The organism is Fundidesulfovibrio magnetotacticus, assembly GCF_013019105.1.
Lineage (GTDB): Bacteria > Desulfobacterota > Desulfovibrionia > Desulfovibrionales > Desulfovibrionaceae > Fundidesulfovibrio > Fundidesulfovibrio magnetotacticus.
In genome coordinates this window covers 179,936-206,222 of record NZ_BLTE01000004.1, presented here as the reverse complement: position 1 = coordinate 206,222, position 26,287 = coordinate 179,936, and the positions used below count along the sequence as shown (strand labels likewise).

22 protein-coding genes are annotated in these 26,287 nt (G+C 66.7%); 16 read left to right on the top strand and 6 right to left on the bottom strand.

Features of this window, described 5'->3' with window-relative positions; all coding sequences use genetic code 11:
* Positions 1–8: 8 nt before the first annotated feature.
* From fdnG to rbp, 9 genes are all read left to right on the top strand, one after another.
* The gene (fdnG, locus tag NNJEOMEG_RS06565; protein WP_173082548.1) at positions 9–3,035 is read left to right on the top strand and encodes a formate dehydrogenase-N subunit alpha; all 3,027 of its coding nucleotides are present in this window, start codon (positions 9–11) and stop codon (positions 3,033–3,035) included.
* Between the two features lie 14 nt (positions 3,036–3,049).
* Complete coding sequence (locus NNJEOMEG_RS06560; RefSeq protein WP_173082546.1) at positions 3,050–3,775, top strand: 4Fe-4S dicluster domain-containing protein; 726 nt, start codon at positions 3,050–3,052, stop codon at positions 3,773–3,775.
* A 450-nt stretch (positions 3,776–4,225) separates the two neighbouring features.
* On the top strand, positions 4,226–6,709 hold the full coding sequence (locus NNJEOMEG_RS06555; RefSeq protein ID WP_173082544.1) for a PAS domain-containing sensor histidine kinase: 2,484 nt from the start codon (positions 4,226–4,228) through the stop codon (positions 6,707–6,709).
* 358 nt (positions 6,710–7,067) lie between these two features.
* Entirely contained in the window at positions 7,068–7,568 is a 501-nt protein-coding gene (locus tag NNJEOMEG_RS06550) for a peroxiredoxin family protein (protein WP_235956857.1), read from the top strand.
* A 2-nt stretch (positions 7,569–7,570) separates the two neighbouring features.
* Positions 7,571–8,158 carry a redoxin domain-containing protein gene (locus NNJEOMEG_RS06545; protein ID WP_173082536.1) on the top strand — a complete coding sequence of 196 codons (588 nt, stop codon included), beginning with the start codon at positions 7,571–7,573 and terminating at the stop codon, positions 8,156–8,158.
* Entirely contained in the window at positions 8,155–9,393 is a 1,239-nt protein-coding gene (locus NNJEOMEG_RS06540; RefSeq protein ID WP_173082534.1) for an ABC transporter substrate-binding protein, read from the top strand. The genes NNJEOMEG_RS06545 and NNJEOMEG_RS06540 overlap by 4 nt, the downstream gene beginning before the upstream one ends.
* A 30-nt stretch (positions 9,394–9,423) precedes the next feature.
* Complete coding sequence (locus NNJEOMEG_RS06535) at positions 9,424–11,385, top strand: ATP-binding protein (protein WP_173082532.1); 1,962 nt, start codon at positions 9,424–9,426, stop codon at positions 11,383–11,385.
* An 8-nt stretch (positions 11,386–11,393) separates the two neighbouring features.
* Positions 11,394–12,110 (top strand): response regulator, encoded by a 717-nt coding sequence (locus tag NNJEOMEG_RS06530; protein ID WP_173082529.1) that lies wholly within the window; start codon positions 11,394–11,396, stop codon positions 12,108–12,110.
* 234 nt (positions 12,111–12,344) lie between these two features.
* Positions 12,345–12,611: an RNA-binding regulator gene (rbp, locus tag NNJEOMEG_RS06525; RefSeq protein WP_173082527.1), complete on the top strand. Its 267-nt coding sequence runs from the start codon at positions 12,345–12,347 to the stop codon at positions 12,609–12,611.
* 172 nt (positions 12,612–12,783) lie between these two features.
* On the opposite strand, the gene NNJEOMEG_RS06520 is transcribed toward rbp, so the two are convergent.
* The 4 genes from NNJEOMEG_RS06520 to NNJEOMEG_RS06505 all read right to left on the bottom strand — a co-directional run bounded on the left by NNJEOMEG_RS06520 (position 12,784) and on the right by NNJEOMEG_RS06505 (position 16,273).
* Positions 12,784–13,662, bottom strand: a complete 879-nt coding sequence (locus NNJEOMEG_RS06520; RefSeq protein ID WP_173082525.1) for a transposase — start codon at positions 13,660–13,662, stop codon at positions 12,784–12,786.
* Between the two features lie 253 nt (positions 13,663–13,915).
* Entirely contained in the window at positions 13,916–14,794 is an 879-nt protein-coding gene (locus tag NNJEOMEG_RS06515) for a formate dehydrogenase accessory protein FdhE (RefSeq protein ID WP_173082523.1), read from the bottom strand.
* 72 nt (positions 14,795–14,866) lie between these two features.
* On the bottom strand, positions 14,867–16,084 hold the full coding sequence (locus NNJEOMEG_RS06510) for an efflux RND transporter periplasmic adaptor subunit (RefSeq protein WP_173082521.1): 1,218 nt from the start codon (positions 16,082–16,084) through the stop codon (positions 14,867–14,869).
* Positions 16,085–16,093: 9 nt separating this feature from the next.
* A complete protein-coding gene (locus NNJEOMEG_RS06505) occupies positions 16,094–16,273 on the bottom strand; it encodes a hypothetical protein (RefSeq protein WP_173082519.1) in 180 nt (59 codons plus the stop codon).
* 252 nt (positions 16,274–16,525) lie between these two features.
* On the opposite strand from NNJEOMEG_RS06505, the gene NNJEOMEG_RS06500 reads away from it, so the two are divergent.
* The gene (locus tag NNJEOMEG_RS06500; protein WP_173082517.1) at positions 16,526–16,930 is read left to right on the top strand and encodes a hypothetical protein; all 405 of its coding nucleotides are present in this window, start codon (positions 16,526–16,528) and stop codon (positions 16,928–16,930) included.
* Here the strand turns inward: NNJEOMEG_RS06500 and NNJEOMEG_RS06495 are convergent.
* Positions 16,916–17,485, bottom strand: a complete 570-nt coding sequence (locus NNJEOMEG_RS06495) for a chemotaxis protein CheD (protein ID WP_173082515.1) — start codon at positions 17,483–17,485, stop codon at positions 16,916–16,918. The two genes, NNJEOMEG_RS06500 and NNJEOMEG_RS06495, sit on opposite strands and share 15 nt — an antisense overlap.
* A 173-nt stretch (positions 17,486–17,658) precedes the next feature.
* Here NNJEOMEG_RS06495 and NNJEOMEG_RS06490 point away from each other — a divergent pair, with 173 nt between their 5' ends.
* The 3 genes from NNJEOMEG_RS06490 to NNJEOMEG_RS06480 are packed head-to-tail and all read left to right on the top strand — an operon-like array spanning position 17,659 to position 19,968.
* On the top strand, positions 17,659–18,225 hold the full coding sequence (locus tag NNJEOMEG_RS06490) for a hypothetical protein (RefSeq protein WP_173082513.1): 567 nt from the start codon (positions 17,659–17,661) through the stop codon (positions 18,223–18,225).
* Between the two features lie 52 nt (positions 18,226–18,277).
* A complete protein-coding gene (locus NNJEOMEG_RS06485; protein ID WP_173082511.1) occupies positions 18,278–19,186 on the top strand; it encodes an ABC transporter ATP-binding protein in 909 nt (302 codons plus the stop codon).
* Positions 19,183–19,968: an ABC transporter permease gene (locus NNJEOMEG_RS06480; protein WP_173082509.1), complete on the top strand. Its 786-nt coding sequence runs from the start codon at positions 19,183–19,185 to the stop codon at positions 19,966–19,968. The genes NNJEOMEG_RS06485 and NNJEOMEG_RS06480 overlap by 4 nt, the downstream gene beginning before the upstream one ends.
* A 60-nt stretch (positions 19,969–20,028) precedes the next feature.
* Here NNJEOMEG_RS06480 and NNJEOMEG_RS06475 read toward each other — a convergent pair whose 3' ends face one another.
* Entirely contained in the window at positions 20,029–20,769 is a 741-nt protein-coding gene (locus tag NNJEOMEG_RS06475; protein WP_173082507.1) for a tetratricopeptide repeat protein, read from the bottom strand.
* A gap of 209 nt (positions 20,770–20,978) precedes the next feature.
* On the opposite strand from NNJEOMEG_RS06475, the gene NNJEOMEG_RS06470 reads away from it, so the two are divergent.
* Genes NNJEOMEG_RS06470 through NNJEOMEG_RS06460 form a run of 3 tightly spaced genes read left to right on the top strand, consistent with a single transcriptional unit; the run spans position 20,979 to position 26,078 of the window.
* Positions 20,979–22,316 (top strand): dihydrolipoyl dehydrogenase family protein, encoded by a 1,338-nt coding sequence (locus NNJEOMEG_RS06470; protein WP_173082505.1) that lies wholly within the window; start codon positions 20,979–20,981, stop codon positions 22,314–22,316.
* A 39-nt stretch (positions 22,317–22,355) separates the two neighbouring features.
* Positions 22,356–24,656, top strand: a complete 2,301-nt coding sequence (locus NNJEOMEG_RS06465) for a glycosyltransferase family 39 protein (protein WP_173082503.1) — start codon at positions 22,356–22,358, stop codon at positions 24,654–24,656.
* A 39-nt stretch (positions 24,657–24,695) separates the two neighbouring features.
* On the top strand, positions 24,696–26,078 hold the full coding sequence (locus NNJEOMEG_RS06460) for an FAD-binding oxidoreductase (protein WP_173082501.1): 1,383 nt from the start codon (positions 24,696–24,698) through the stop codon (positions 26,076–26,078).
* The last annotated feature ends 209 nt before the right edge of the window (positions 26,079–26,287 follow it).

Sequence of the window (26,287 nt, the reverse complement as noted above, 5' to 3'; positions counted from 1 at the left end):
GGACACACATGTCACTGGAAAGGCGAGATTTCCTCAAACTGACCGCTGCCGCGGCAACGGTCACGGCCTTCGGCGGCCTGGGGCTGGACCTGACCACGGTCCACGCAGCCGCCGAGTTGGCCAAGCTCAAGGGCAGCAAGCAGACCACCTCGGTGTGCTGCTACTGCTCCGTGGGCTGCGGCCTCATCGTCTCCACGGCTGACGGCGGCAAAGGCCGCGCGGTGAACGTGGAAGGCGACCCCGACCATCCCATCAACGAGGGGTCCCTGTGCCCCAAGGGCGCGTCCATCTGGCAGCTCACGGAGAACGACCGGCGCATCACCAAGGTGCTCTACCGCGCCCCCAACTCCGACAAGTGGCAGGAAAAGACCTACGACTGGGCCCTGAAGGAAATCGCCAAGCGCGTGAAGAAAACGCGTGACGCCGCCTTCCAGGCCAAGAACGCCAAGGGCATGGAAGTGAACCGCCTGGAGGCCATCGCCTCGGTGGGCTCCGCCGCCATGGACAACGAGGAGTGCTGGATCTACCAGCAGATGCTCCGGGCTCTCGGCCTTACCTACATCGAACATCAGGCCCGTATCTGACACAGCGCTACTGTGGCGGCTCTGGCAGAGTCGTTCGGACGCGGCGCGATGACGAATCACTGGATCGACATCAAGAACAGTGATGCAGTGTTGATAATCGGCTCCAACCCGGCCGAAAACCATCCCATCTCCTTCAAGTGGGTGATGCGGGCCAAGGACGCTGGCGGCAAGGTCATCGTCGTGGATCCCCGCTTCACCAAATCGGCGGCCAAGGCCGACCTCTACGCCCCCATCCGCTCGGGCTCGGACATCGGTTTCTTCGGCGGCTTCATCAACTACATCATCGCCAACAACATGATGTTCAAGGACTACGTGGTGAACTACACCAACGCGTCCTACATCCTGGGCGACAAGTACGAATTCAAGGACGGCATGTTCTCGGGCTTCGACGCGGCCAAAAAGGCCTACGACAAGTCCGCCTGGGCCTTCGCCCGCGATGCCGAAGGCAACGTGAAGAGAGACCCCTCCCTCCAGGACCCCAAGTGCGTCTTCCAGGTCATGAAGAAGCACTACGAGCGCTACACCCTGGACAACGTCTCCAAGATCACCGGCTGCCCCAAGGACAAGCTGGAGGAAGTCTACAAGTCCTTCGGCGTCACCGGCGCCCCCGACAAGACGGGCACCGTGCTCTACGCCATGGGCCAGACCCAGCACACCGTGGGCGTGCAGAACATCCGCGCCATGTCGCTGGTGCAGCTGCTCCTGGGCAACATCGGCACGGCCGGCGGCGGCATCAACGCCCTGCGCGGCGAAGCCAACGTGCAGGGCTCCACGGACCAGGGTCTCCTGTTCCACATCCTGCCCGGCTACATGCCCACCCCCGCGGCCTCCATGGGCGACCTCAAGACATACGTCGAGAAGGTCACCCCCAAGACCAAGGACCCCAAGTCCGCCAACTGGTGGGGCAACCGGCCCAAGTACATCGCCAGCTACCTCAAGGCCATCTACCCCAAGCAGAAGCCTGAAGACTCCTACAAGTGGCTGCCCAAGTGCGAGGACGGCAAGGACTACTCCTGGCTCTCGCTCTTCGACGAAATGTACAAGGGCGCCTTCAAGGGCTTCTTCGCCTGGGGCCAGAACCCCGCGGCCTCCACGGCCAACGCCAACAAGGTCCGCCAGGCTTTGGGCAAGCTGGACTGGATGGTCACGGTGAACATCTTCGACACCGAGACCGCCTCCTTCTGGAAAGGCCCGGGCATGAACCCCAAGAAGATCAAGACCGAGGTCTTCTTCCTGCCCTGCTGCGTGTCCATCGAGAAGGAAGGCTCCATCTCCAACTCGGGCCGCTGGATGCAGTGGCGCTACCCCGGGCCCAAGCCCCTGGGCAACACCAAGCCCGACGGCGACCTGATCTACGAACTGTTCGAGGAGATCAAGAAGCTCTACGCCGCCGACAAGAAGGCCGTGTTCCCCGACCCCATCACGAACCTCAACTGGGATCACGCCACCAACCACGTCTTCGACCCGCACAAGGTGGCCAAACTGATCAACGGCTACTTCCTTACCGACAAGACCATCGGCGACAAGACCTACAAGGCCGGTGACCCCGTGCCCGCCTTCGGCCTGCTCCAGGACGACGGCTCCACCTGCTCGGGCAACTGGATCTACTCCGCCTCCTACACCGACAAGAACATGGCCGCCCGGCGCGACAAGACCCAGACCCCCATGCAGGAGAAGATCGGACTCTTCCCCGGCTGGACCTGGGCCTGGCCCGTGAACCGGCGCATCCTCTACAACCGCGCCTCCGTGGACCCGCAGGGCAAGCCCTACCAGCCCCAGAAGCCCGTCATCGAATGGGTGGACGGCAAGTGGGTGGGCGACGTGCCCGACGGCCCCTGGCCGCCCATGGCCGACGAGAAGGGCAAGAACCCCTTCATCATGACCAGCGAGGGCTTCGGCCAGCTCTTCGGGCCGGGACGCATGGACGGTCCCTTCCCCGAATACTACGAGCCCCTGGAATGCCCCGTGAGCGAGCATCCCTTCTCCAAGGTGCTCAACAACCCCACGGCCCTGACCTTCCAGGGACCGGCCGACCACCGCGCCTCCTGCGACCCGCGCTTCCCGTTCGTGTGCTCCACCTACCGGGTCACCGAACACTGGCAGACCGGCGTCATGACCCGCTGGACCCCCTGGCTGCTCGAAGCCGAGCCCCAGATGTTCGTGGAAATGAGCCCCGAACTGGCCAAACTGCGCGGCATCAACCCCGGCGACAAGTGCACCGTGGAGAGCGCGCGCGGCTCGCTGTGGGCCATCGCCATCGTCACGGAGCGCCTCCAGCCCATGCAGGTCATGGGACAGACCGTCCACATGGTGGGTATCCCCTGGCACTACGGTTGGGTCTTCCCCAAGGAAGGCGGCGACTCCGCCAACCTGCTCACCCCCTCGGTGGGCGACCCGAACACCGGCATCCCCGAGACCAAGGCCTTCATGGTCAACGTGAAAAAGGCCTAGGGAGGTAAACGAACATGCCAGGCAAGACCTTCTTCGTGGACCTCTCCAGGTGCACCGCCTGCCGCGGCTGCCAGGTCGCGTGCAAGCAGTGGAAGCAGCTCCCCGCGGAGCAGACCAAAAACACCGGTTCCCACCAGAACCCGCCCGACCTCTCGGCCATCACCCTCAAGGTGGTGCGCTTCAAGGAAGTGGGCAACCGTGGGGACGACTTCAAATGGCTCTTCCTGCCCGACCAGTGCCGCCACTGCGTGGACGCGCCCTGCAAGGACGCGGGCGACGGCATCGTCAAAGACGCCATCACCCAGGACAAGGAAACCGGAGCGATCATCTTCACCGAGAAGACCAAGGGACTGCCCTTCGACACCATCAAAGGCGCCTGCCCCTACGACATCCCCCGGCTGGATGCCAAAACCAAGGTCATCTCCAAGTGCGACATGTGCAACGACCGCGTCCTGGCAGGACAGCTGCCCGCGTGCGTCAAGACCTGCCCCACCGGCGCCATGAACTTCGGAGAGCGCGAGGAAATGCTGGCCATGGCCAAGAAGCGCTTCGAGGAGATCAAGAAAACCCGGCCCAAGGCAGTGCTCGTGGACTACGACCAGGTTCGGGTGGTCTTCCTCACGGAATACGCCCCCAACCTCTACCACAAGACCCTCATGTCCGACGCCGAACCCCGGGGACTCACCCGTTTCGCCGTCCTGGACAAATTGCTCGCCCCCCTGCGCCAGGCAAGGGGCTAGCCAGATAGCCGCACAAGCCCCGGCCGCGCGTGCGGCCGGGGCACGCCGTCCCCCACCGGCGGCGGCCTTCGACTCGGGCGGGCCGGACCTCCGGCCGTTTTCCGACGGGACTGGACCTCCCACTTCGGAAAGCGGCAGGACCGGCCCGCCTCCCTTTTGCCGGGCCGGAAACCGCCTCCAAACTGCCGACCGGAATCGCCCGCACCCTGCCGCAAAGCCCACGCCGAACGCCTTTCACCCCTCAATAACCGCTTTCGCCCCCTCAGCGAGCGCCGCCGGGCCGCCCGGAAGCCCCCTCGGGGCCGCATCGTCGACCGGAACTCCCTCCCGTCCTGGACTGAGCTTTCGGACTCTGATAAGAAATCCAGACACCCGAGAGTCAGGTTCAAAGACCGTCCGTCCGTCTTGAGAGCCCGGGTCATCCCGTCAATCGCCGGCAACGGAGCGACGATGCCTCACCACGACCATCATGCGGACGGACTCGCACGACGCAACGAGACTCTGGAACGCCGCGTGCGGGAGCTCGAACAGGCCCTGGCCCGCACGGGACAACACGGAGCCGCCCAAGCCCCACCGCGCTCCGCCCCCCTGCCCCCCTCCTGCCCGGACGCCCCGGGGTCCCTTGCCGGGCGCGAGGAACTCCTGCGGCTTTTCGTGAAGCACGCCCCGGTCTCCATCGCCATGCTGGACGGCTCCATGCGCTACATCGCCGTGAGCGACCGCTGGAAGAGCGACTACGGGTTCCAAGAGCGCAACCTGGAAGGCCTCGACCACTACGCGGTGTTCCCGGAAATTCCCGAGCGCTGGAAGGCCATCCACCGCAGCTGCCTCGCAGGAGCCGTGGAGCGCGCCGAGGAGGACCCCTTCGCCCGCGCCGACGGCTCCATCCAGTGGCTACGCTGGGAGGTGCGCCCCTGGAGGCTGCCCTCCGGGGCCATCGGCGGCATCGTGATCTTCAGCGAGGACATCACCGCGCGCAAACAGGCCGAACTGGAGCTCGCCCGGGTGAATTTCCTGCTCTCGGCCCTGGTGGAGGCCATCCCCTCCCCCATCTACGCCAAGGACCGCGAGGGACGCCTGCTCCTGGCCAACAAGGCCCTCCTGGAGCTGCTCGGCCGCGACGCCTCCCAGGTGCTGGGCAAAACCTCCGGGGAGGTGCACCCCACGGTGATCGGGCGCGAGCACATGGAAAACGACGCCCTGGTCATGGAAAGCGGCATCCCTTCCTTTTTCGAGGAAACCTCGCTGGGTCCTGCCGGACTCAGGCACTGGGTCTCCATCAAAGCCCCGCACCGCGACGCCTCGGGCGAAGTGGCCGGAGTGGTGGGCGTTTCCCTGGAGATCACCGACCAGAAGATTCTGGAGGAGGAACTGCGCCAGAGCCGCGAAGACCTCTGCCGCGCCCAGACCGTGGCCCACGTGGGCAGCTGGCGGCTCGACGTGCGCCGCGACAGGCTCACCTGGTCCGATGAAAATTACCGCATCTTCGACGTGCCCCCGGGCACGCCCATGACCTACGAATCCTTCCTGGAACGCGTGCACCCCGAAGACCGCGCCGAAGTGCACCGCCAGTGGAGCGCCGCACTGCGCGGGGAGCCCTACGACATCGAGCACCGCCTCGTGGTGGACGGCGGCAGGCGCTGGGTGCGCGAGCGCGCCGAACTGGAATTCGCCCCCGACGGCACGCTCCTGGGCGGCTTCGGCACCACACAGGACGTGACCGGACGCAAATTGGCCGAACAGGCCCTGCGCGAGGCCAAAGAGGCCGCCGACATCGCCAACCGCGCCAAAAGCGACTTCCTGGCCAGGATGAGCCACGAGATACGAACCCCCATGAACGCCATCCTGGGCATGACGGAAATGGCCCTCCACGCGGCCCGGGACCCCCTCCAGCGCGACCACCTGGAAACCGCCATGGACTCCGCCCGGGCGCTGCTGGGCATCGTCAACGACACCCTCGACCTCTCACGCATCGAGGCCGGCAAGCTGGCCCTGGCGCCCGCCCGGTTCGACCTGCACGAACTGGCCCGCGCCATGGTGAAAACCCTGGCCGTGTCGGCGGCCCCCAAGGGGCTGGCCATGAACCTCCAACTGGACCCCCGGGTTCCAAGACACGTGCTGGGCGATGCGGGCCGCCTGCGCCAGGTGCTGCTCAACCTGCTGGGCAACGCCGTGAAGTTCACCACACGGGGCTCAGTGACCCTTGGCGTGGCCCCCGCGCCGCAGGGCGTCCCGGGCCGCCACCCCTTGGACTTCACCGTCTCCGACACGGGCCCCGGAATCCCCGGATTCCTGCGCGCGCGCATCTTCGAGCCCTTCGTGCAGCATGATCCCGGAGAACGGTCCGCCGAAGGCACCGGCCTGGGACTGGCCATCGCCCGGGGCATCGCCCAGGCCCTGGGAGGGGACATCTTCCTGGAGGAGACCACGGAATCCGGCAGCCGCTTCGTCTGCCGCGTCCCCCTGCCGCCCGTCGACGAACCGGAGGCGCGCCAGGGCGACTCAGGCCGGTTCCTCTGCGTCAGCCGCCCCCTCACTGTGCTGGCGGTGGACGACAACCGCATCAACCTCAAGGTGGTGGCCGCCCTGCTCTCGCGACTGGGGCACCGGTGCGTCCTTGCGGCGGGCGGCGAGCAGGCCCTTGCCTTGCTGGCCGAACCGGGCGCGCGCTTCGATGCGGTGCTCATGGACATCGAGATGGACGGCATGGACGGCTTCGAGACAACGCGCCGCATCCGCGCGGGCGAGGCGGGGGAGGCCCACAGGAGCGTGCACGTCGCGGCCCTTTCGGCCCACGCCCTGCCGAGCTTCCGGCAGCGCTGTTCGGAAGCGGGCATGGACGACTTCCTCCCCAAACCCGTGGGCCTGGCCGACCTGGCCAAGGCCCTGGGACTGGCCTCCTCGGAGTACTGCGCACCGGGCGGGGAGACCTGAAGCGCCCGATGCCCCGGGGCCGAACGCCGCGTTGAGCGCGCCCCGCACGACCCACCCGGGAAGACGCCTCCGGGGGCGGTGTCGGCTCCCGCACATTACATGGCCGGGCGTCCGCTGCAACGGATCGTCCCAGTTTCTGTTCAACAGACGCCTTGCCGCTCCGGGAGCATCACCCCGTCTTGCGGCGCGTACGGGAGAAGCACAATAAATCCTGGCGAATTCCACGCCTTTCGTCTATTAAAGGACATCATTTCAAGGCAGGTCGACGATGACGCTCCGCATCCATATCCTGATGTTGCTTTGTTGCCTTCTTTTGCATGCGCCCGCCCTCGCTGCGGATGCCTCGGTCTCTCCATCCATGAAGCCCCTGGCCGAGGGCCAGGCCTTCCCGGACCTCGCATTCAAGGGGCCGATCTCCGATGCCGAGGCCAAGGAACTGGGGGTGGCCCCCGGCAAGCCCTTCGCCTTCAAGGACATCAAGGCCCAGGCCGTCATCCTGGTGGTCTTCTCCATGTACTGCCCCTTCTGCCAGCGCGACGCCCCCGAACTGGCCAAGATGCACCAGATCATCAAGGACCGGGGGCTCTCCGGCAAGGTGAAGCTGGTGGGCCTGGGCGCGGGCAACTCAGCCTTCGAGGTGAACGTCTTCCGGGAAAAGTTCGCCCTGCGCCTGCCGCTCATCCCGGACCAGGATTTCTCCGTCTACAAGGCCCTCGGCCAGGTGGGCACCCCCTACTACTACGTGCTGGCGCGCTCGGGTCCGGGCTTCACGGTGGTCGAAGGCCACCTGGGCTGCGTTTCCTCGGCCGAGGCTTTCCTGAACCAGGCCCTGGCCAAGGCGGGCATCGGAGGCAAATGACCATGCGGCGTCTCGCTTTCCCCCTGGCCTTGCTCCTGGCTCTGCTCCCGGCGGCGGCCGCCGCCCAGAAAGCCGTGCCGCCGGAATTGATCTACCAGCCCGGGCAGCTCAAGCCCGTGGACTCCGTGCTGGCCGTCAAGGTGGGCGACAAGGCCCCGGACTTCGACCTGCCCGCGACCGACGGCTCCCGCGCGCGCCTCGCCGACTACCTGGGCAAAAAGAACCTGGTGATCTCCTTCGTGCCCGCCGCCTGGACCCCCGTGTGCTCCGGCCAGTGGCCAGGCTACAACCTCGCCAAGGAGATCTTCGAGAAGCACGACGCGGCCCTGCTGGGCGTCACCTGCGACAACTTGCCAAGCCTCAACGCCTGGATCGTGGAGATGGGCGGGGTGTGGTTCAAGGCCGCCTCGGACTTCTGGCCCCACGGTGGGCTTTCCGCCAGGCTGGGCGTCCTGCGCCCCGAGGGCGTCTCGGAACGGGCGCTCTTCGTCATCGACAAGGCCGGGGTGATCCGCTTCATAGACGTGCACGACATCAACGCCCGGCCGGACCTCGGCCAGCTGGCCAAGGCCCTGGCGGACCTGAAATGACGCTTCCGCGCCCGGCCCTGGCCAAGGCGGCCCTGCTGCTCCTGGCGCTGATTCTTCCGCTGTCGGCCTGCCAGCCCCCGCCGCCTCCCCAGCCCCAGACGGGGAAGCTCGGCATCACGCCCACGGAGGTCCGCATCGGCGCGAGCCTGCCGCTCTCGGGCCATGCCGCCTACCTGGGCCAGGAAACCCTGCGCGGCGCCACCGCCTACCTGAGCCACGTGAACGCCCGGGGCGGCGTGCACGGCCGACAGATCACCCTGGTGGCCCACGACGACGGCTACGACCCGCCCCGCTGCGTGGCCAACACCCAGCGCCTGATCGTGGAAGACGAAGTCTTCGCCCTCTCCTGCTATGTGGGCACCCCCACCACCACGCGGATCCTGCCCATGCTCTCCGAGGCGCGCATCCCCCTGGTGGGCTCCTTCACCGGCGCCTACGACCTGCGCGAGCCCTTCCAGCGCTACGTGATCAACGTGCGCCCCTCCTACTACCAGGAGACCGCCGCCGCCGTGGGCCACCTCATCGAGAACCTGGGGCTCAAGCGCATCGGCGTGTTCTACCAGTTCGACGCCTACGGCTTCGACGGCCTCAAGGGCGCGGAGCTGGCCCTCAAGACCTACGGCATGACCCCCGTGGCCCGGGGCTCCTACGTGCGCGGCACCATGGACGTGGAGGACGGCCTCTGGAAAATCCTGGAGAGCCAGGCCCAGGCCGCCGTGATCATCGGAACCTCGGCCCCCTCGGCCAAGTTCATCAAGCTCGCGCGCGAGCACAACCCCGACATGGTCTTCTACGCCGTCTCCTTCGTGGGCGCGGAGGAGATCGCCAAGGCCCTGGGACCGGACGAACGCGCCAAGGTGCTCGTCTCCCAGGTGATGCCCCCGCCCGACCTCCCCGAGACCCAGGCCCTGCTCTGGGGCGTCAAGGAATACGACGACCTGCTCAACCAGTCCTACCCGGGCCACCCGCCCACGGCCGTGGGCCTGGAGGGTTTCATCAACGCCAAAGTACTCGTGGAGGGCCTGCGCCGCGCCGGCCCCGACCCGGACCGCGAACGCTTCATCGAGGCCGTGGAGTCCATCCGCGACTACTCCCTGGGCCTTGCCGACACCCTGGCCTACGGCCCCGGCGACCATCAGGGCCTGGAGCGCGTCTACTTCACCAAGCTCGAGAAAGGTCGCTTCGTGCTCGTCACCGACTGGGCCAGGCCCTTCGCCCCGCGCGGCTGCGACTAGCCGCGGCGCGCCAGACAAAACCAGCGCGACATGCTCAACCGCGTCCGCAAACTCTCGCTGCGCAACAAGATCTTCCTGGCCACGGCCGGGGTGATCCTGCTCATCAGCGGCGTCATCGCCCTGCTGGCCCGGGGCATTCTGGTGAACAGCCTGAGCCATGAGCTGGAACAGCGCGGGCTGGCCATCGCCCAGTCCATCGCCGAGCGCGGCGGCGGCTTCATCCTGGACCAGGACCGCGCCGGGCTCGTGGCCCTGCTCTTCGACGCCGCCCAACTGGGCGAGCGCAAGGCCTTGGTGGCCTACATCTTCATCGTGGACAACGAGGCGAAGCTCTTGGCCCACACCTTCACCCGGCCCTTCCCCCGGGCGCTGCTCGATGCCGTGGGGCCCGTGGAGAACCAGGACAGCCGCCCGCGCCCCGTGGTCTTCGAGCACGACGAGGCCGTGGACATGTCCGTGCCCGTACAGGAGGGCATATACACCCTGGGCCGTGTGCACGTGGGCCTTCGCCAGAGCCACATGGACTCCCTGGTCTCCAAGCTGCGCCTCACCTTCCTGGGGTTCATCTCCCTTGTGGTGGTGATCATCTTCTTCATCGCCCTGGTGCTCTCTGGCTACGTGGTGGACCCCCTCGCCAAGCTCACGCGGGCGGCCGAATCCATCAGCCGGGGCAAGCTCGACCAGCCCCTGGACCTGGGCGGGCCGCCCTGGAACCCCGTGGAATGCCCGGCATATGGCGACACGGACCTCCCCTGCTGGCACCTGGACGAACTGGCGCCCGGGCAGGCCCGACGCCCCGGCACCTGCAACCCCTGCAAGTTCTACCGCCACCGCTTCGGCGACGAGGTGGTCCAGCTGGCCGACGCCTTCGCCAACATGGTCTGGTCCATCAAGCTCTACCGCCACCGCCTGCGCGAATCCGAAGAGCGCTACCGCCCCCTCTTCGACGCCAACCCCGACCCCTTCCTGGTGCTCGACGTGACCTCCCGCCGCTTCCTGGACGCCAACCCGCGCGCCCAGGAGCTCTACGGCTACACCAAGCGCCAGTTCTCCGGCATGACCATCGACAGCATCGAGCCCTCCTCGGACCAGCCCGGCGTGCGCACCTTCATCACCGAGGGCTGCCCCGGCGACCACGTGCTCTACACCAAGGCCACCCACGTCACGCGCGAAGGTCGCCAGATCTACGTGAACATCCACGCCACCATGGCCAACTACCGCGGCAAGGAAGCCGTGATCTTCTCGGCCACCGACGTGACCGACCTGGTGGAAAAGGACGCCCAGCTCATCCAGGCCAGCAAGATGAAGACCCTGGGCGAAATGAGCGCGGGCATGGCCCACGAGCTCAACCAGCCCCTCAACGCCATCAAGCTGGGCAGCGACTTCCTGCGCCTGGCCGCCCAGAGCCGCATGGAGCTGTCGCGAGACCGCTTCCGGCAGGTCTCCGAGGAGATCAGCGCCCAGGTGGACCGCGCGGCGGGCATCATCAACCACCTGAGGGAATTCGGGCGCAAGTCCGGCCCCACGCCGGGGGCCGTGGACATCAACACCCCCATCCGGGGCGTGTTCACCATCATCGGCAAGCAGCTGGAACTCCAAAATATCCGCGTTGATCTGGACCAGGGCGACGGCCTGCCTCCCATTCTGGCCCACGCGAACCGCCTGGAACAGGTGTTTTTCAACCTTGTGTCCAATGCCCGGGATGCCATATTGTCCAAGGCAAGCGGCGAGGGTGAGATCGCGATCCGTTCCTGGACGGAGGGTGGACACGTCTGCGTGAGCGTCTCCGACACGGGCACGGGCATCGCTCCGGCGGACCTGCGCAAAATCTTCGAGCCCTTCTTCACCACGAAGCGGGCTGGAGAAGGCATGGGCCTGGGGCTGGCGATTTCCTACGGCATCATCAAGGATTACGGCGGGGACATCCAGGTGGGCAGCGAGGTCGGCGAAGGCACGACCTTCAAGCTCAGCTTCCCGCGTGCACGATCGTGAGGCGTTCCATGCGAATTCTGGTCATCGACGACGAGCGGCCCACCCTGGCCATGTTCGAACTGCTCCTGGAGGCCATGGGCTACAGCCCAGTGCCTGCCGATTCGGGCGAAAAGGGGCTGGAACTCTTCGAGAACGATCATTTTCCCATCGTGATCACCGACATCAAGATGCCGGGCATCGACGGCATGGAGGTGCTTTCGCGCATCAAATCCGGCAAGCCCGACACCGAGGTGATCGTCATCACCGGCCACGGCGACGTGGAGTTGGCCCTTGCCGCCTTGAACCTCAAGGCCACGGACTTTATCGACAAACCCATCGCCCAGGAGGCCCTGGCCAACGCCCTGCAGCGGGCCGAGAAGCGCATCCGCCGCCTGGAGGCCTGCAACCCCGTCACCACCCTGCGCGAGATGGAATGGGCCAAAGTGCTCGACATCGCAGGCAATCTATCCTCTGGCATCGAGAGCGTGGCGCGTGAACTGGCCGGGCTCGCCGGGGACACGCCGCTTCTCGTCACGGTTTCGGAGTGCTCTTCGGTGAACGGGGCGGGCATCGCCGGGCTCACGGGGATCATCGAGTCCCACGCGGCCAAGGGCGGGCGGGTGGCCATCTCCTGCAGGCCGGAGAACTTCCGCCGGGTGTTCGAGGCCTCGGGCCTGGCTGAAATCGCCTCGCTGCACCGCAACGAGGAGGACGCGCTGCGCGCCCTGCTGGTGGAAAAGGCCTGACGAATTCGTCAAAATCCTTGTTTTGCCGGTTTTTTTTATTGACGCACTATTCAAATCCAGCTACCGCCGCCTTTACATGAGTTCGCCGTTTCGCCCTGCGGACCACCCGTAACGGGCTTCGAGCGGATCGACCCTTTGGGCGCTCACAAAGATACTGCCGACGGGTCCAGACTGCATGAAACGGCCGGAAAGCCCGGCCGATTGTGGTAACCTCTTGCAGGAGCATCTTTGAGTATGGTGACGAACATCTACGTCGGCAATCTGCCTTTCAGCGCCTCCGAGGATCAGGTCCGTCAGCTGTTCGAGGCCTACGGCCAGGTGAATTCCGTGAAGCTCATCAACGACCGCGAAACCGGACGCCCCCGGGGCTTCGGCTTCGTGGAGATGGACGAGAGCGGCGCCAAGGAGGCCATCCAGGCCCTCAACGGCGCGGACTTCGGCGGCCGCACCATGAAGGTGAACGAGGCCCGCCCCCGCGAACGCCGCCCGGCCCGCTGGTAGTCCCTTCCCCCGCGAATCCTTAAAGGCCCGCCTCCCCCAGGGGAGGACGGGTCTTTTTTGTCTCCTGCGGGGGCCTGGCCTCCCATGGGGCTTTCAAGGCCGTACAGCCCCCGGGCGGCGCGCCCGCGGGCCCCGGCGTCGGAGGGTTGCCGCCGTTCAGGCGGCTCGCCGTCTATTCCAGCCAGTCCGGCCGGAAGGCCAGGGCCACGCGCAGCAGCTGGGGGGGCATGGGGGTGCCCCGGTGGTTCCAGCGATATTCCAATTCTTTGAGATAGTAAGGGAATTTTTCCGCAGAAACGCCCTGGAAGCGCAACAGACGGTTTTTGAAGAAATCCCAGAAGCCGCCGCCTTCATCCAGGGGCAGGCCCAGGTCCCGGGCCTTGAGGGCCGGGGTGAGCCACTCCGGCCCACCGCAGCACACCAGCCCGAGGTAGCCCCGCATGGGGCCGGTGTACACCGCCGAGCCCACGCGCGAGGTCTTCAGACGGAAGTGCAGTTTGAAAAGCGTCAGGTCCGCCGCCTCCACGCCGTGCACCAGGTCCACGAACACCCAGTTCTCGCGCACCATCACGCCGAACACGGGGGGCCAGACCCCGCCTCCGCGCGTGGCCAGGGCGTTCATGATCTGCCGGGCGTCGATGGCCTGGGCCAGAATGGCCTGACGCAGGGCGTCCACGGCCTTGTAGACCGTGTTGTAGGCCACGCCCAGGGCCACGGCCGCGTCCTTCACGGGGGTTTCGGCCGCGAAAAGATCGATCAGCCGCAGCCACTGCACGCGTGAAAGCCCGCCCGTGCCCATAAAGCGACCGGTGAGTTCGTGGAAGGTGTAGCCGCAGCCGCCGCAACGCAACCGCCCGGAGCGCAGGCGGTAGACCCGCTCCGAACGGCAGCGGGGGCAGCAGTCCACACCCATCTCCCGGCACAGGGCGGCCAGACGCTCGCGGGCCGCCTCCTCTTCGTGGACGGACGGCGCGACGCAGGGGCCGTCCCCCTGGGAGGGCGGCGGACCCTCGGCGAGGGGCTCCGGTGATCCGGTCGGGTGGCCAGGCATTTCCATGGCGCGCAGTGGTAACACACCCGGAGCGGGCAGGCCAGTGCCACGGGAGTGGAACTCCCCGCCGGATCGATGGACCGGCCGTACGGCGGCCCCGTCGGCAAGATCGTGGAGGATGCCTTACGCGCCAGGGTGCGGGGCAGGCGAGCCCCCCCGCTGCGGAGCGGGCCGGACGAGGACCAGGGCCGATCCGTCCATGTTCAGGCCCGCGTCGCGGCCCTCCTCCCGGAGGGACCGCGAGGACGCGACACTAGAAGCCCAGGGCCGAGGGAGTGGGCCTCAGGTACCCCTGGCGCATGGCCAGGATGTCCAGGGTCATGGACTCCAGATCGTCCAGGGCGGGCAGGCTCGGGCGGTCGTATTCCCTGAAATCGGTGGTCTTGATGTAGCCCTTGCAGGTCTCGCAGGTGTCCACGCGGTAGCCGGGCTCCTCTTCGGCCACGAAGAAGCGCAGCTTGGTGGCGTCGCGCTCGTGGCAATAGGGGCACTGCAGCCGGAAGGTTCGGTAGCTGGCGCGACAGAAGGAGCACGCGTTGTGGCGCACGCCCTCCTTGCCCACCAGGGCCGATTGGAAGGCCAGGCTGCCGCAGACCGGACAGCTGCCCTGCTCCCAGGTCCTGTCCTGGGGCAGCGTGAGGCTCAGGGCCTCGGCCAGGGCGGTGGCCTGGGGCGTGACGGCGCACTGGGCGAGGAAGTTGAGGGTGCGCGGGGCCTGGGGCGTGCGCCCGGAGAATTCCGTGAAGAAAGCCTCGTCCCCGGCCAGGTATGCGCGCAGGGCGTTTTCCATGAACCCACTGCCCTCGGCAAGAACCATCGCAGCCGCCTGCGCGGCCGGTCCGCCGAGGTCCGCGAGCGCTCCGGCCAGGTCGGTGAAGAGTCGGCCCGCCGGGTCCATCTCCAGGGGGAAGCGCTCCCTGGGGAGCAGCGAAGCCCCGGCGATCACCTGGTCCACCGGGGTCAGCTCCCCGGGGGCAAAGACAGTGGCGGCGGCTTCGACGCGCGCGGCGAGTTGCATCTCCAGCACCTTTTCGGCCAGGTCCAGGAGCGGCGCGGGCAGATGGGGCCTCTTGCGCATCTGGGCCAGCTTGCGGCGGATCAGGGTTTTTTCGCGGTCCACGGTCTCGAACATTGTCACCTCCAACGGTTGCGGCATGCATTACCCGCAATGAAGCGATCCGTCCACGCGAAGAGGGCTTGGTTCTTACCTGACACCTTGAGGGTCCCACGCCAGGGACAGGGCGACCCGCGTGCCGGGTTCAAGGCCCGAGAGCACCTGCACCCGACCGGCGCCGCGCGTCCCGAAGACGGGCTCCACGGGCCTGGCGCGCCCCTGGCCGTCGTCCACATAGACCACGCGACGCCCGCCGCGCTCCACCACGGCCTGGGCCGGGACGCTGAGCACGCCCTTGAGATCCTCCACCAGCACGGCGCACTGCACCGTCATCTCCGGGCGCAGGATGAGCGACGCCGCCGGAGCCAGGCTGGCCATGGCCGGGAAATAAAGGATGCGGTCCACGGTTTCGGGCGAGGGGGAAACGCGGTCGATCACCGCGCCGTAGATTTCCTTGGGCCGGACGGCCTGGAAGAAGCGCACGGGCATGCCCGGCCTGATGCCCGCGGCGTCGGCCTCGTTCACGTAGACGCGCAGCTCCAGGAAACGCGGATCGATGACCGTGACGATGCTCACGGACTCAAGCTCCGCCACCACCTGCTCGCCCTTCTGGGTGTGCACCTGGCCCACGATGCCGTCGATGGGGCTCTCCACGCGGGTCATGGAGAGGTAGGCGTCGATCTCGTCCACCTTGGCCCGGGCCTCTTCCAGGGCCTTGGCCGCGCGCTGGGCGTCCCGGCGGGCCTCGACGTCCACGCGGTCGAGGCGGGCGCGGCCCTGGGCCACGGACTGGGTGGAGGAGGCCTCGTCGCGCCGGGAGGCCTCCAGGTCGTCCTGGTGGATGTGCCCCTGGACGGAGAGCTGGCGGCGGCGCTCCAGTCGGCGCGCCTCGTAGGCCTGGCGGTTTTTGTCGGCGTCCAGGGTGGCCCCGGCCTCCTCCAGGCGTTTGGCACGCTGGCTTTCCACGCGCTCCAGCTCGTTTCGCGCGGCCTCCAGGCGGGCAAGGGCCGCCTGGCGCTGGGTCTGGAGTTCGCGGTCGTCCAGCACGGCCAGCAGCTGGCCCGCGCGCACCACGTCGCCGGTGCGCACGAAGAGCTCCGTCACCTGCCCCTTGAGGCGGCTGCCCACGCGGATCTGTCCGCCGGGGCGCACGCGGATCACCCCCGTGGCGTCCACCACGCGCGCCACGTCGCCCACGCCTGCCTCACCCCACTCCAGCACGCGCGGCCCCGAGGGCGGGGGCGCGTCGCAGGCCGCGAGGCATGCCAGAAGCGCGAAAGTCGCGCAAAGAATGAAGAAGATGCGCATGGTGGAGGGTCAGGTCACCAGATTGATGATGCGCCCGCGCCCGGAAAGCTCGTCGGGCAGCCCCGCGCGCGAACCGCCGGGCTGGGAGGGCAGGGACTGCAGAGCCGCCTGGCGGGCCGCCGCGCGGCCCTGCGCGGCGCTCCCGGCCACCAGCGCATCAAGGGAAGGCTCCGTCGCTGGGCGTTCCACGGGGTGGCCCGGCAAACGTCCTGGGGGGCGGTCCGAGGGCTGGTCCGCAAGGCCCGGGGAACGGGGGACGGCCGACGCGGGCCGGATGGCGGAGTCCGGGAAATGGGCCATGCCCCATTATGCCCCGGGCGGGTCTGCCATGCAAGCGCCCCGGACCGCATTTCCGCGCTCCCGGCCGGGCGGACTTGCGCCACGGTCTCTTGCGCGTTATAGGGAGAGACGCGGCGTCGCAACGCCCGGCCCGGAGTCTCCATGTTCCCTTTCCTGCGCACGCTTCGCGAAAAAGACATCAATTCCACCCAACTGGGCAAGGCGCGCACCTACCGTCTGGCCCGGGGCGACCAGACCATGACCTTCAAGGGCCGTCTCCTGGGCTTCTACCACGCCGAGGGCGACTGCCTGGAACCCGAGGCCCAGAACAAGACCCACCTGCTGACCATCGCCATCTTCCGCACCAGTTCGCGCTATCTGATTTACTACGTGCTCAACTACGTGAACAACGAGCACCTCTCCGGACGCCAGGTCCACGTGCACGCCACGCCCGACCTGGAGGCCGCCGCCCGCTTCGTGGACGCCATGACCTACGCCAACCGCAAGAGCTTCGCCCAGGGTGTTCTGGAAGACGCCAGGGCCACCGACGCCTCATCTGCCGGTTGAAGCCCTCGCCGCTGCCCACAACGCGGCCGCCTTCGGCTTGAGCACCGGCCCGCCCAATCTCCCGGCCCCCGACAACAGACCCACTTCCACCTCGCCCGTGGACGTGAGGAAGAACACGCGACGCCCCTTCCCGCCGCCCGTGTCCACCTGGTAGGGGGTCATGCGATGGCGGGACAGGGCCTCGTAGGCGGCCTCCACGTTCTTGAGCCCCACGCCGCCCCGCTCGTCAACGAGCCCGTTGGAGCCGCCAAGCAGCGTCACCCGCAACGCCCTGGGGTTCACGCCCATGCGCATGAATTCACCGATCACGTGCTCGATGGCCGTGTCCACGAACTTGTAGACGGGGCCTTTATCCTGGTAGCCGTAATCGTCCCGGCGCGGCAGGAAGGCGTGGAAGAAGGCCCCGATCCCCTTGCCGGGCAGATGGAAGGCCGCCCCGAGGCACGAGCCCAGCACAGTCTGCACCAGCGTCGGCTTCAGGTAGACGCCGCCCTCGGACACCTTCAGATACTGCAAGGCGACTCCGGGATTCTCCGTGAGGATGTCTTTCAGCAATGGATGCTCCCCGCCCTATGCTCCGCTTAACAAGCCGAAGACATCTTCAAACCATACCGTAAAAGTATGACTCTCTATAAGATTTATACCATGTTGCGCCCCCACTGACAACAATCCGCATCGCCTCGCGCCCGGGCCTTGACGCGCCCGCCGCCCTCTGGTTTTAGAAGAAGATGATCGTCGCCGCTCCCCGTCTGCGCGCCCTGGCCCTGCTGGCCGTCCTGCCCCTGCTGGCCGCCTGCGCCGCCCCGGCCACCCGCGCCCGGGTGGAAGCCTCGGCAGGCCCCGATGCGCTGGAACCGGCCCACTTCTTCCTGCGCCACGGCCACGTCGACGCCGACCCCGCCGCCCACGAGAACCACCGCCAGCGCGTGGCCCTGGCCAAGGCCCTGGAGGCCCACGGCCTCACCCGCGCCGCCTCGCCCGAGCAGTGCGACGTGATCGTCTCCCTGCGCTTCGGGCTGGTGGCCGAGGAAACGCCCCACCAGGGCGCGGCCCTGGAGCATCTCTTCGTGCTGGACCTGCGCGCCATGGACGCCCTGGCCGAACGCGCCGGACGCCCCGCACGCCAGCTCTGGCGCGTCACCGCCTCGGCCCACGCCCATGTGGACCAGCGCGAGGCCGTGTTCCGCGCCCTCCTGGCCGCGGCGGCCCCGCGCATGGGGAGCAACGGCGAGTGGGACCTGGTGGTGCGGCGCACCCCCGTCACCGGCGAGTTCGACGTGTCGCCCGCCCCCTGAGCGGGCCGCCGGGGTCTGGCGCGACGCCCCTTGATCCTGTAGAAGCCCCTTCATGAACGCTGTCGTCGAGGCCGTGGGCCTGCGCAAACACTTCGCCGGGTTCAAGGCCGTGGACGGCCTGGACCTGCGCGTGGAAAAAGGCCGCATCTTCGGCCTGCTAGGCCCCAACGGCGCGGGCAAGACCTCCACCATCCGCATGATCTACGGCTTCTCGCCCCGCACCGGTGGCGAGCTGCGAGTCTTCGGCCAGGACGTGGCCCGGCACTGGCGCGCCGTCCGCGCCCGCCTGGGCGTCTGCCAGCAGGACAACGCCCTGGACCCGGACCTCACCGTGCGCCAGAACCTGCTGGTGTTCGCAGGCTACTTCGCCGTGCCCGGCCGCGAGGCCAAGCGCCGCGCCGACGAGCTGCTCGCCTTCTTCGCCCTGGAGGCCAAGGCCGACGCCGACGTGCGCGACCTCTCCGGAGGCATGGCCCGCCGCCTCATGCTGGCGCGCTCCCTGGTGAACGAGCCCGAACTGCTGATCCTGGACGAGCCCACCACCGGGCTCGACCCCCAGTCGCGCCACCTGCTCTGGGACCGCCTGCGCGACCTGCGCGAAAAGGGCCTGACCATCCTTCTGACCACGCACTACCTGGAAGAAGCCGCCACGCTCTGCGACGACCTGCTCATCATGGACCACGGCAAGGCCCTCACCGGCGGCGCTCCGGCGGACATCGTGGCCTCCCACGCCGGGCGGGCCGTGCTGGAACTGGTGGACCCCGAGGAACGCGCCCGGGCCATGGTGGAGGCCTCGGGCTTCGATGTGGAAGACTTCGGCCGCAGGCTGCTGGTGTTCGCCGACGGCTTCGAGGAGCTGGAGACTCTGCGCCGCGCCCTGCCCCCGGGGCAGTCCCTGGCCCGGCCCTCTTCGCTGGAAGACGTGTTCCTGCGCCTCACCGGGAGGGACCTGCGCGAATGAGCCCCTTCGAGAATCTTTCCTGGCGTCTGTGGCGCGTCTGGCGGCGCAACCTGTTGGTGTACCTGCGCACCTGGCAGGTGAACTTCATCCCCCCCCTGGCCGAGCCCGCCCTGTACATCCTGGCCTTCGGGGCCGGGCTGGGGTCCATGGTGGGCGCGGTGCGCGTGAACGGCGTGGAGGTGGGCTACACGGCCTACGTGGCCCCGGGCCTGGTGGCGGCCTCGGTGATGTGGCAATCCTTCTACGAGAACACCTACGCCTCGTTCGTGCGCATGTACTATCAGAAGACGTTCGACGCCATGCTGGCCACGCCGCTCTCCCTGGAGGACGTGATCACGGCGGAGATTCTCTGGGGGGCCACCAAGGCCGTGGCCGGGACCCTGGTGATGGGCCCGGTGATCGCGGCCTTCGGGCTCATCGACCTGCCACAGGGGCTTCTGCTCGTGCCGCTCTCGGCGCTGGGCGGGCTGGCCTTCGCCTGCGTGGCCATGTGGATCACCGCGCTCACGCCCACCATCGAGATGTTCAACCTGCCCATCTTCCTCTTCGTGACGCCCATGTTCCTCTTCTCGGGGGCGTTCTTCCCGGTGGACGGGCTGCCCGCCTGGGCCTCGGGGCTGGCGGAGTTCCTGCCGCTCTACCACCTGACGCGCGCCTGCCGCGCCGCCAGCCTGGGCATGACCGGCCCGGGCGTGCTCTGGAGCGCCCTCTACCTGGCGGGCGTGGCGGCGGTGTTCTACCCCCTGGCGGTGCGGGGCATGCGCAAAAGGCTGGTGCGCTAGCTCAACCCGCTGCCCGGGCGGATGCGCACGACGCGGGCAACGCCTGGGCGCGAGGCGCCGCTAGCCCATCACCCGTTTCTCGGTGAGTTCCACGATCTCGCGGGCCTCCGCGAGGTTTGGGTCGCGGTCCTGGGCGGAGCGGGCGGCGTCGTAGGCCTGGTCCCAGCGACCCATCTGGTAGAGCACCTTGGCCAGGGAAACGTAGGTTTTCGGATGCGCGCCGAAGGCCTTCAGGGCCTCGCGCAGGATGGTCTCGGCCTTGGGCAGCTCGCCGATCTGGCGGCAGGCCTCCACGGCCAGGCCATAGGCCTGGGCGTCCTTGAGGTCGATCTCCATGGCCTTTTCCGCGAAGGGGATCACGTCGGACTGCAGCCCCGCCTCGGCCAGCATCTTGGCCGCGCGGGTGAAGATGCCCTTCTCGTCGGGGTAGCGTTCGCACACGGTGTTGAGCACGCGCCGCGCCGTGGGCAGGTTCTTCTCCCGCAGGGCCTCGCGGGCCTTGTCGAAGGCCTGCTCGATGCGCGAAAGCTTGTCCTGGAGGGCCGCATCCTTGGCGCTCTTATCCATATGCTCCAGGTGCTGGGCCAGGGCCGCCAGGGCCTTGGCGAAGAGCTGCTCGTCGCCCTTCCGGAACTTGAGCCCACCGCGCAGCTGGGCCTTGATGTCGGGCACCAGCTCCAGTTCGCGCAGCATGTCCAGGAGCAGCACCTCCAACTCGAACTTGGCCCGGCCCATGATGCTGGTGCTTGTTGAATAGGCCTCGAAGGCGCTGCTCGCGGAGTTCAACGCCTTGATAGCCATGAATCGCCTCGCGTAACCGACCGCCCTGGAGATGTCCTCCTTGACGGATTTCGCCGTCCCACCGCTCATTGGCATCACCATACAGAAGATTTACAGACCGTTTCAGACCAATACCTCGACACGCCCCTCAGGGCAAGCCTCGCGACGCCCTTGTCCGGCACTCCTTCCTGGCGTAGACCGGACAGCGAAACGGCCCCACGGGAGGAACCATGTCCCCATCCTACGACGTGCTCGTCATCGGCTCCGGCGCGGCCGGGGCCACCGCCGCCCGCATCCTGGTCAAAGCCGGACGCTCCGTGGCCCTGGCCGAAGGCGGGGACTTCGGCGGCACCTGCGCCCTGCGCGGCTGCGAGCCCAAGAAGGTGCTCGCCGAGACCGCCCACGCCGTTGCCCGCGCCCGCGAGATGGGCCGCCGCAACGGGGTGCGCGGCCAGCTCTCCGTCAGCTGGCCGGAGCTGGCGGCGCTCAAGCAGTCCTATGTGGACTCCGTGCCCCCCCGCGCCGAAGCCTCGCTGGAAATGGCCGGCATCGACCTCTACCACGGCCGCGCCCGCTTCACCGGAACGGAAACCCTGCTGGTGGACGGCCAGGAGCTGAGCGCAGGGCACATCCTGCTGGCCACCGGCTCGCGGCCCCACGCCCTGGACATCCCCGGCGCGGAGCTCCTGGCCACCAGCGACGACTTCCTGAACCTCAAGGAGCTGCCCGGGCGCATCCTCTTCCTGGGCGGCGGGTACATCGCCTTGGAGTTCGCCCAGATCGCGGCCATCGCAGGGGCCAGGGTCACCGTTGCCGCCCGGGGCGACCGGCTCCTGCGCCGCTTCGAGCCCGAGATGGTGGAAGCCCTCCTGGAAGCCTCCCGGGAACTGGGCGTGGAGATCCTCACCGGCGCGCCGCCGCGCCGCGTCGAACGGACCGCCTCGGGACTGGCCGTGCGCCTGGAGAACGGCGCGACGCTCGAAGCGGACCTGGTGGTCAACGGCTCGGGGCGCGTGCCGGACCTGGACGGGCTGGACCTCGACGCCGCAGGCATCGAGTCCCGCAACGGCCGCCTCGTCCTGGACCCCTTCCTCAAGACCACCAACCCCAAGGTCTACGCCGCCGGGGACGCCGCGGGCATCGCCCAGCTCACCCCCACGGCCGTCATGGAGGCCAAGGCCGTGGCCGCCAACATCCTGGAGGGCGACCACGTCCGGCCCGACCACTCCCTCGTGCCCAGCTGCGTCTTCACCCACCCGCCCCTGGCCGCCGTGGGGCTCACCGAGGCCCAGGCCCGCGCGGCGGGCGTCCCCTTCGAGGTGAGGCAGGCCCGGGACCTCACATGGCCCGAACTCACCCGCCTGGGCATCCGCCGCTCCGGCTACAAGCTCCTGCTGGAACCCGACGGCGGACGCCTCCTGGGAATCGCCTACCTGGGCGAGGCCGCCGCCGAAGTGGCCAACCAGGCCATGCTCGTCATGCGCCTGGGGCTGCGGCAGAGCGAGATCATGGACATCGCGTGGGCCTATCCCTCCTTCGGCTACGCCCTGCGCTACATGCTCTCCTGAAGCTCTCTTCAAACTCCATCCTTACGGAACACGCTTTACATGAGCCACCCCAACAAAGTCGGCGCTAAATCGATTGTGCTTCTTGCATTCATGATCCTCGCCGCGGCTGCAATGCGCCTGCATGCTCTTGATGTTCCTTCGATGTGGCTCGACGAAATCGTTGTTCCGCTGGCAGCAAAACATGACGCTCGCTACATCATAGAACGCGCAACGACCGGCATCGACACGCACCCGCCGTATTACCATTTGTTTATCAAGGCCATGATGTCTTTTGGAACAAACGATTTCGTCCTGCGCCTTCCTTCTGCCTTGGCAGGCATACTCTCCATCGCGGCCATCTTCTTCCTTGCCAGGAAACTCTATGGCGATCGCGTTGCAGTCATATCGGTAGGCATTCTCTCCATAAACAGCCTCCATATCCTCCTATCACGCGAAGTTCGGCCCTACTCGCTCATCATTCTTCTCTCGACATTCTCGATCTACTGGACGTTCCGGTTCATTGACGAACATAAACGTCGTTGGATTGCCCTAACTTTCATCACAAACTGTCTCTTTGCCCCGTTGCAATTCCTGACCGTGCTCATCATTGGAGCGCAATGCTGCATAGTCCTTGTTTCCTGCCTGCTTGAACGCAATTCAAACTGCTTCAAACGCGGACTATGGTTCTCCGCGATCGTTTCACTGGCATACATACCAACGGCACTCTTTCTTCTTGGAAAATATTCCACAGGCACACCCGGCAATCCACTGGATACCATTGTACGGTATTTCGAACTAATTCCAGAGAATATCTTGCCGTGGACAACTCCATGGATTTCATTGATTCTGATCCCGCTCGCGGCATGCGCATTTCTCACCCCTGGAGAGGCAAGAAAGAGAACGGCACTTCTCGCCCTATACTGCACAGTTCCAGCCATCCCGCTCGCAATCATCCGCTACAGCTCCTACTTCAACGCGTGGCACCTCACCTTCCTCATGGCCCCTGCAATCATCATCATCGCAAATGGACTTTACAACATTATAGGCCACATCAGATTCTGCATGGCAACCTTGGCCATTGCATACATTGCCATAATCTACACCACAATAACAGGCAACAGGTATTACTCCATGGACAGCCACACGGGAACGTACAAACAGGTCGCCGAATCGCTCGTGGAGACCGACCAAAATATTCTCCCCGTGCCCACAGACAGCAGTTGGCTGGATGCTGCCCAATGGTACGCCTCGGGATCGGGCAAAACTCTTTTCAGCAACGTATTTCTCACAACACACCATAACATCGACAAGTTTCGCATCATTACTTTTGGAGACTTCTCGCACCTTGCATCCAACGAAAATGAATTCCTCAAGAAATACCCCTCCGCCAGCGATGATGCCTTCCCATGGGGCCACATCTACACAATCCCTGTGCAACACATTCAGGACTCCATGACATCGTTCCCAAAGTCCTTGACGCTCACAGCAGAACCGTTATCATTTCTCGAAAGAACGACAAACATTCGCAACATCAACATATTACTAACATTCGGATTCACAATCATACCTCATGCAAACGACACCTTGTCACACTTCGACTACAGCGTATCAATGCCAAAGACAACCGACGACGTATTCTTCAAAGTACAAGTTCAATCATCCTGCCAGTACCCCGAGAAGGACATCCTTCGCGCCGAGTACAGTTTTGACGGCGCATCGTTCTACGACGCCAAGCTTCAATTCGACGACTCAGGTCGAGCTGTTGCGTTCATACGCAACCACAGCCAGGACATCCTCACACTCCGCTTTTTTATGGAACGGAAATCTACGCACCCTGGGTACATGAACATCGACAACACGGTCCTTGGCATCAAGAACATCCGGATTTATGCCAACACCATAAACAGCGAGCACTTCGTCTCTTCAACCCTGGAAACCTCCGAATCCGGCATCGGCGATATAGAGACATCCGACGGCGTCTCTTACCGCTGGACCATGGGACCGGAAGCAACAATTCGCCTCATCGAAGAAAGCCCACGGGACATCAACATCGAGTACGCATTCTCAAACCCCATCAACGCACAGGATGTGCTTGTACTTTTCAACGGCACGCCAATTGCCGATCACAAGAGTCTCAGCGTAACCCCTTGGCTGGCGCCAGCTGCCGAAACCGCAACGACGCTTCACACGGTAAAAGGCATCAACACTCTCAGCTTCAAGCTGAAAGCCTGGAACCATGATACGGCCAACCCGGAAGCGACCTTCGCCCCTCAGGACGGCCGGGAACTTGGCATCGCCTTCACCAGGCTGCTCATCAACTCGGCACAAACGGCAATCCCGCCCACCCCGACGGTTCCCTAGCCTGCGCAAGACGCATCAAAACCCCGGCGAGCAGACCTCATGCCAGCATTCCTGTCATCCTCCGCCCTGCGCGCCTTGCGCGACATCTACCCCGGCGACGCCCTGGTCACCGACCCGGCCGAACTCCTTGTCTACGGCGCGGACGCCAGCCGTGGCCGCGCCCAGCCCTGGGCCGCCGTGCTGCCGGAGCGCCCCGAACAGGTGGTCGAGACCCTGCGCCTGGCCCACCTGGAGCGCATCCCTGTCTACCCGCGCGGACGGGGCACCAACCGCGTGGGCGCGTGCCTGCCTCTGGAAGGCGGCCTCGTCATCGCCACCGCGCGCCTGAACCGCATCCTGGAGATCACCCCCGAAGACTTCGCCTGCACCGTTCAGCCCGGCGTGATCACGGCCGCCCTGCGCGACGCCTGCGCCGCCCGGGGGCTCCTCTACGCCCCGGACCCCGCCAGCGTGGCCTACTCCACCATCGGCGGCAACCTGGCCCAGAACGCCGGAGGCCTGCGCGCCCTCAAGTACGGCACCACCCGCGACTGGGTACTGGGGCTCCACGCCGCCCTGCCCGGAGGCTCCATCCTCCGGACCGGATCGCGCTGCCACAAGGACGTGGCCGGGCTCGATCTCACGCGACTCTTCGTCGGCGCGGAAGGCACCCTGGGCTTCGTGCTCCAGGCCACCCTCAAGCTCATCCCGCTGCCCCAGGCCAGCGCCTCGCTCCTGGCCGTCTTCGCAGCCGAAGACCAGGCCCCCCTGGCCGCAGCCGACGCCCTGGCCTCCGGCGTGCTCCCCGCAGCCCTCGAATACCTCTCCGCCGAGGCCATGGAAGCCCTGGAACACCTGGGCGACGCGCCCTGGCCCGCCGGCGGCCGGTCCGCCCTGCTCTTCAAGGTGGACGGCTCCCCCGAGTCCGCCCGCGCCGACCTGGCCCGGCTGCGAAACGCCCTGGAACGGCACAGCCCCGCATTCCTCGAACAGGGCGACACCCCCGCCCAGGAAGACCGGCTATGGAACCCCAGGCGACAGATCAGCCAGGCCGCCTTCCACTTCGGCCCCAACAAGGCCTCCGACGACATCGCCGTGCCGCGCGGACAAGTGGCCAACGCCGTGGCCCGCATCCGGAACATCGCCCGCAGCCGCGGCCTCGTCCCCGTGGTCTTCGGGCACCTGGGCGACGGCAACCTCCACGTGAGCCTCATGCACGACGCCTCCGAACCGGATCAGGCCCGACACGCCGCCCAGGCAAAACAGGAAGTCCTCGCCTTGACAATCGAACTCGGAGGCACCATCTCCGGCGAACACGGCGTGGGCGTCTCCAAGCTGGACTGGCTCGAACGCATGCGCGGCCCCGAAGCCGTGAGCATCATGCGCCAGGTCAAGGCCGTCTTCGACCCCCACGGCATCATGAACCCCGGCAAGGCGTATTGAACGGGCGTTGGGGCTCCGCCCCAAACCCCGGCAGGGAGCTGCCCTGCACCCGCCAGGGGGGAGCCCCCCCTGGACCCGGCAATTGCTTCGCGGGCTTCACCGGGCAGGTCGTCGGTTCCTGCTCCTGGGTGGTGGAGCCCCTGCGCGGGACCTCGCGCAGGGGCTCCAACACCCAGGAACAGCACTGTTCACAGCAGCGAACACCCGCC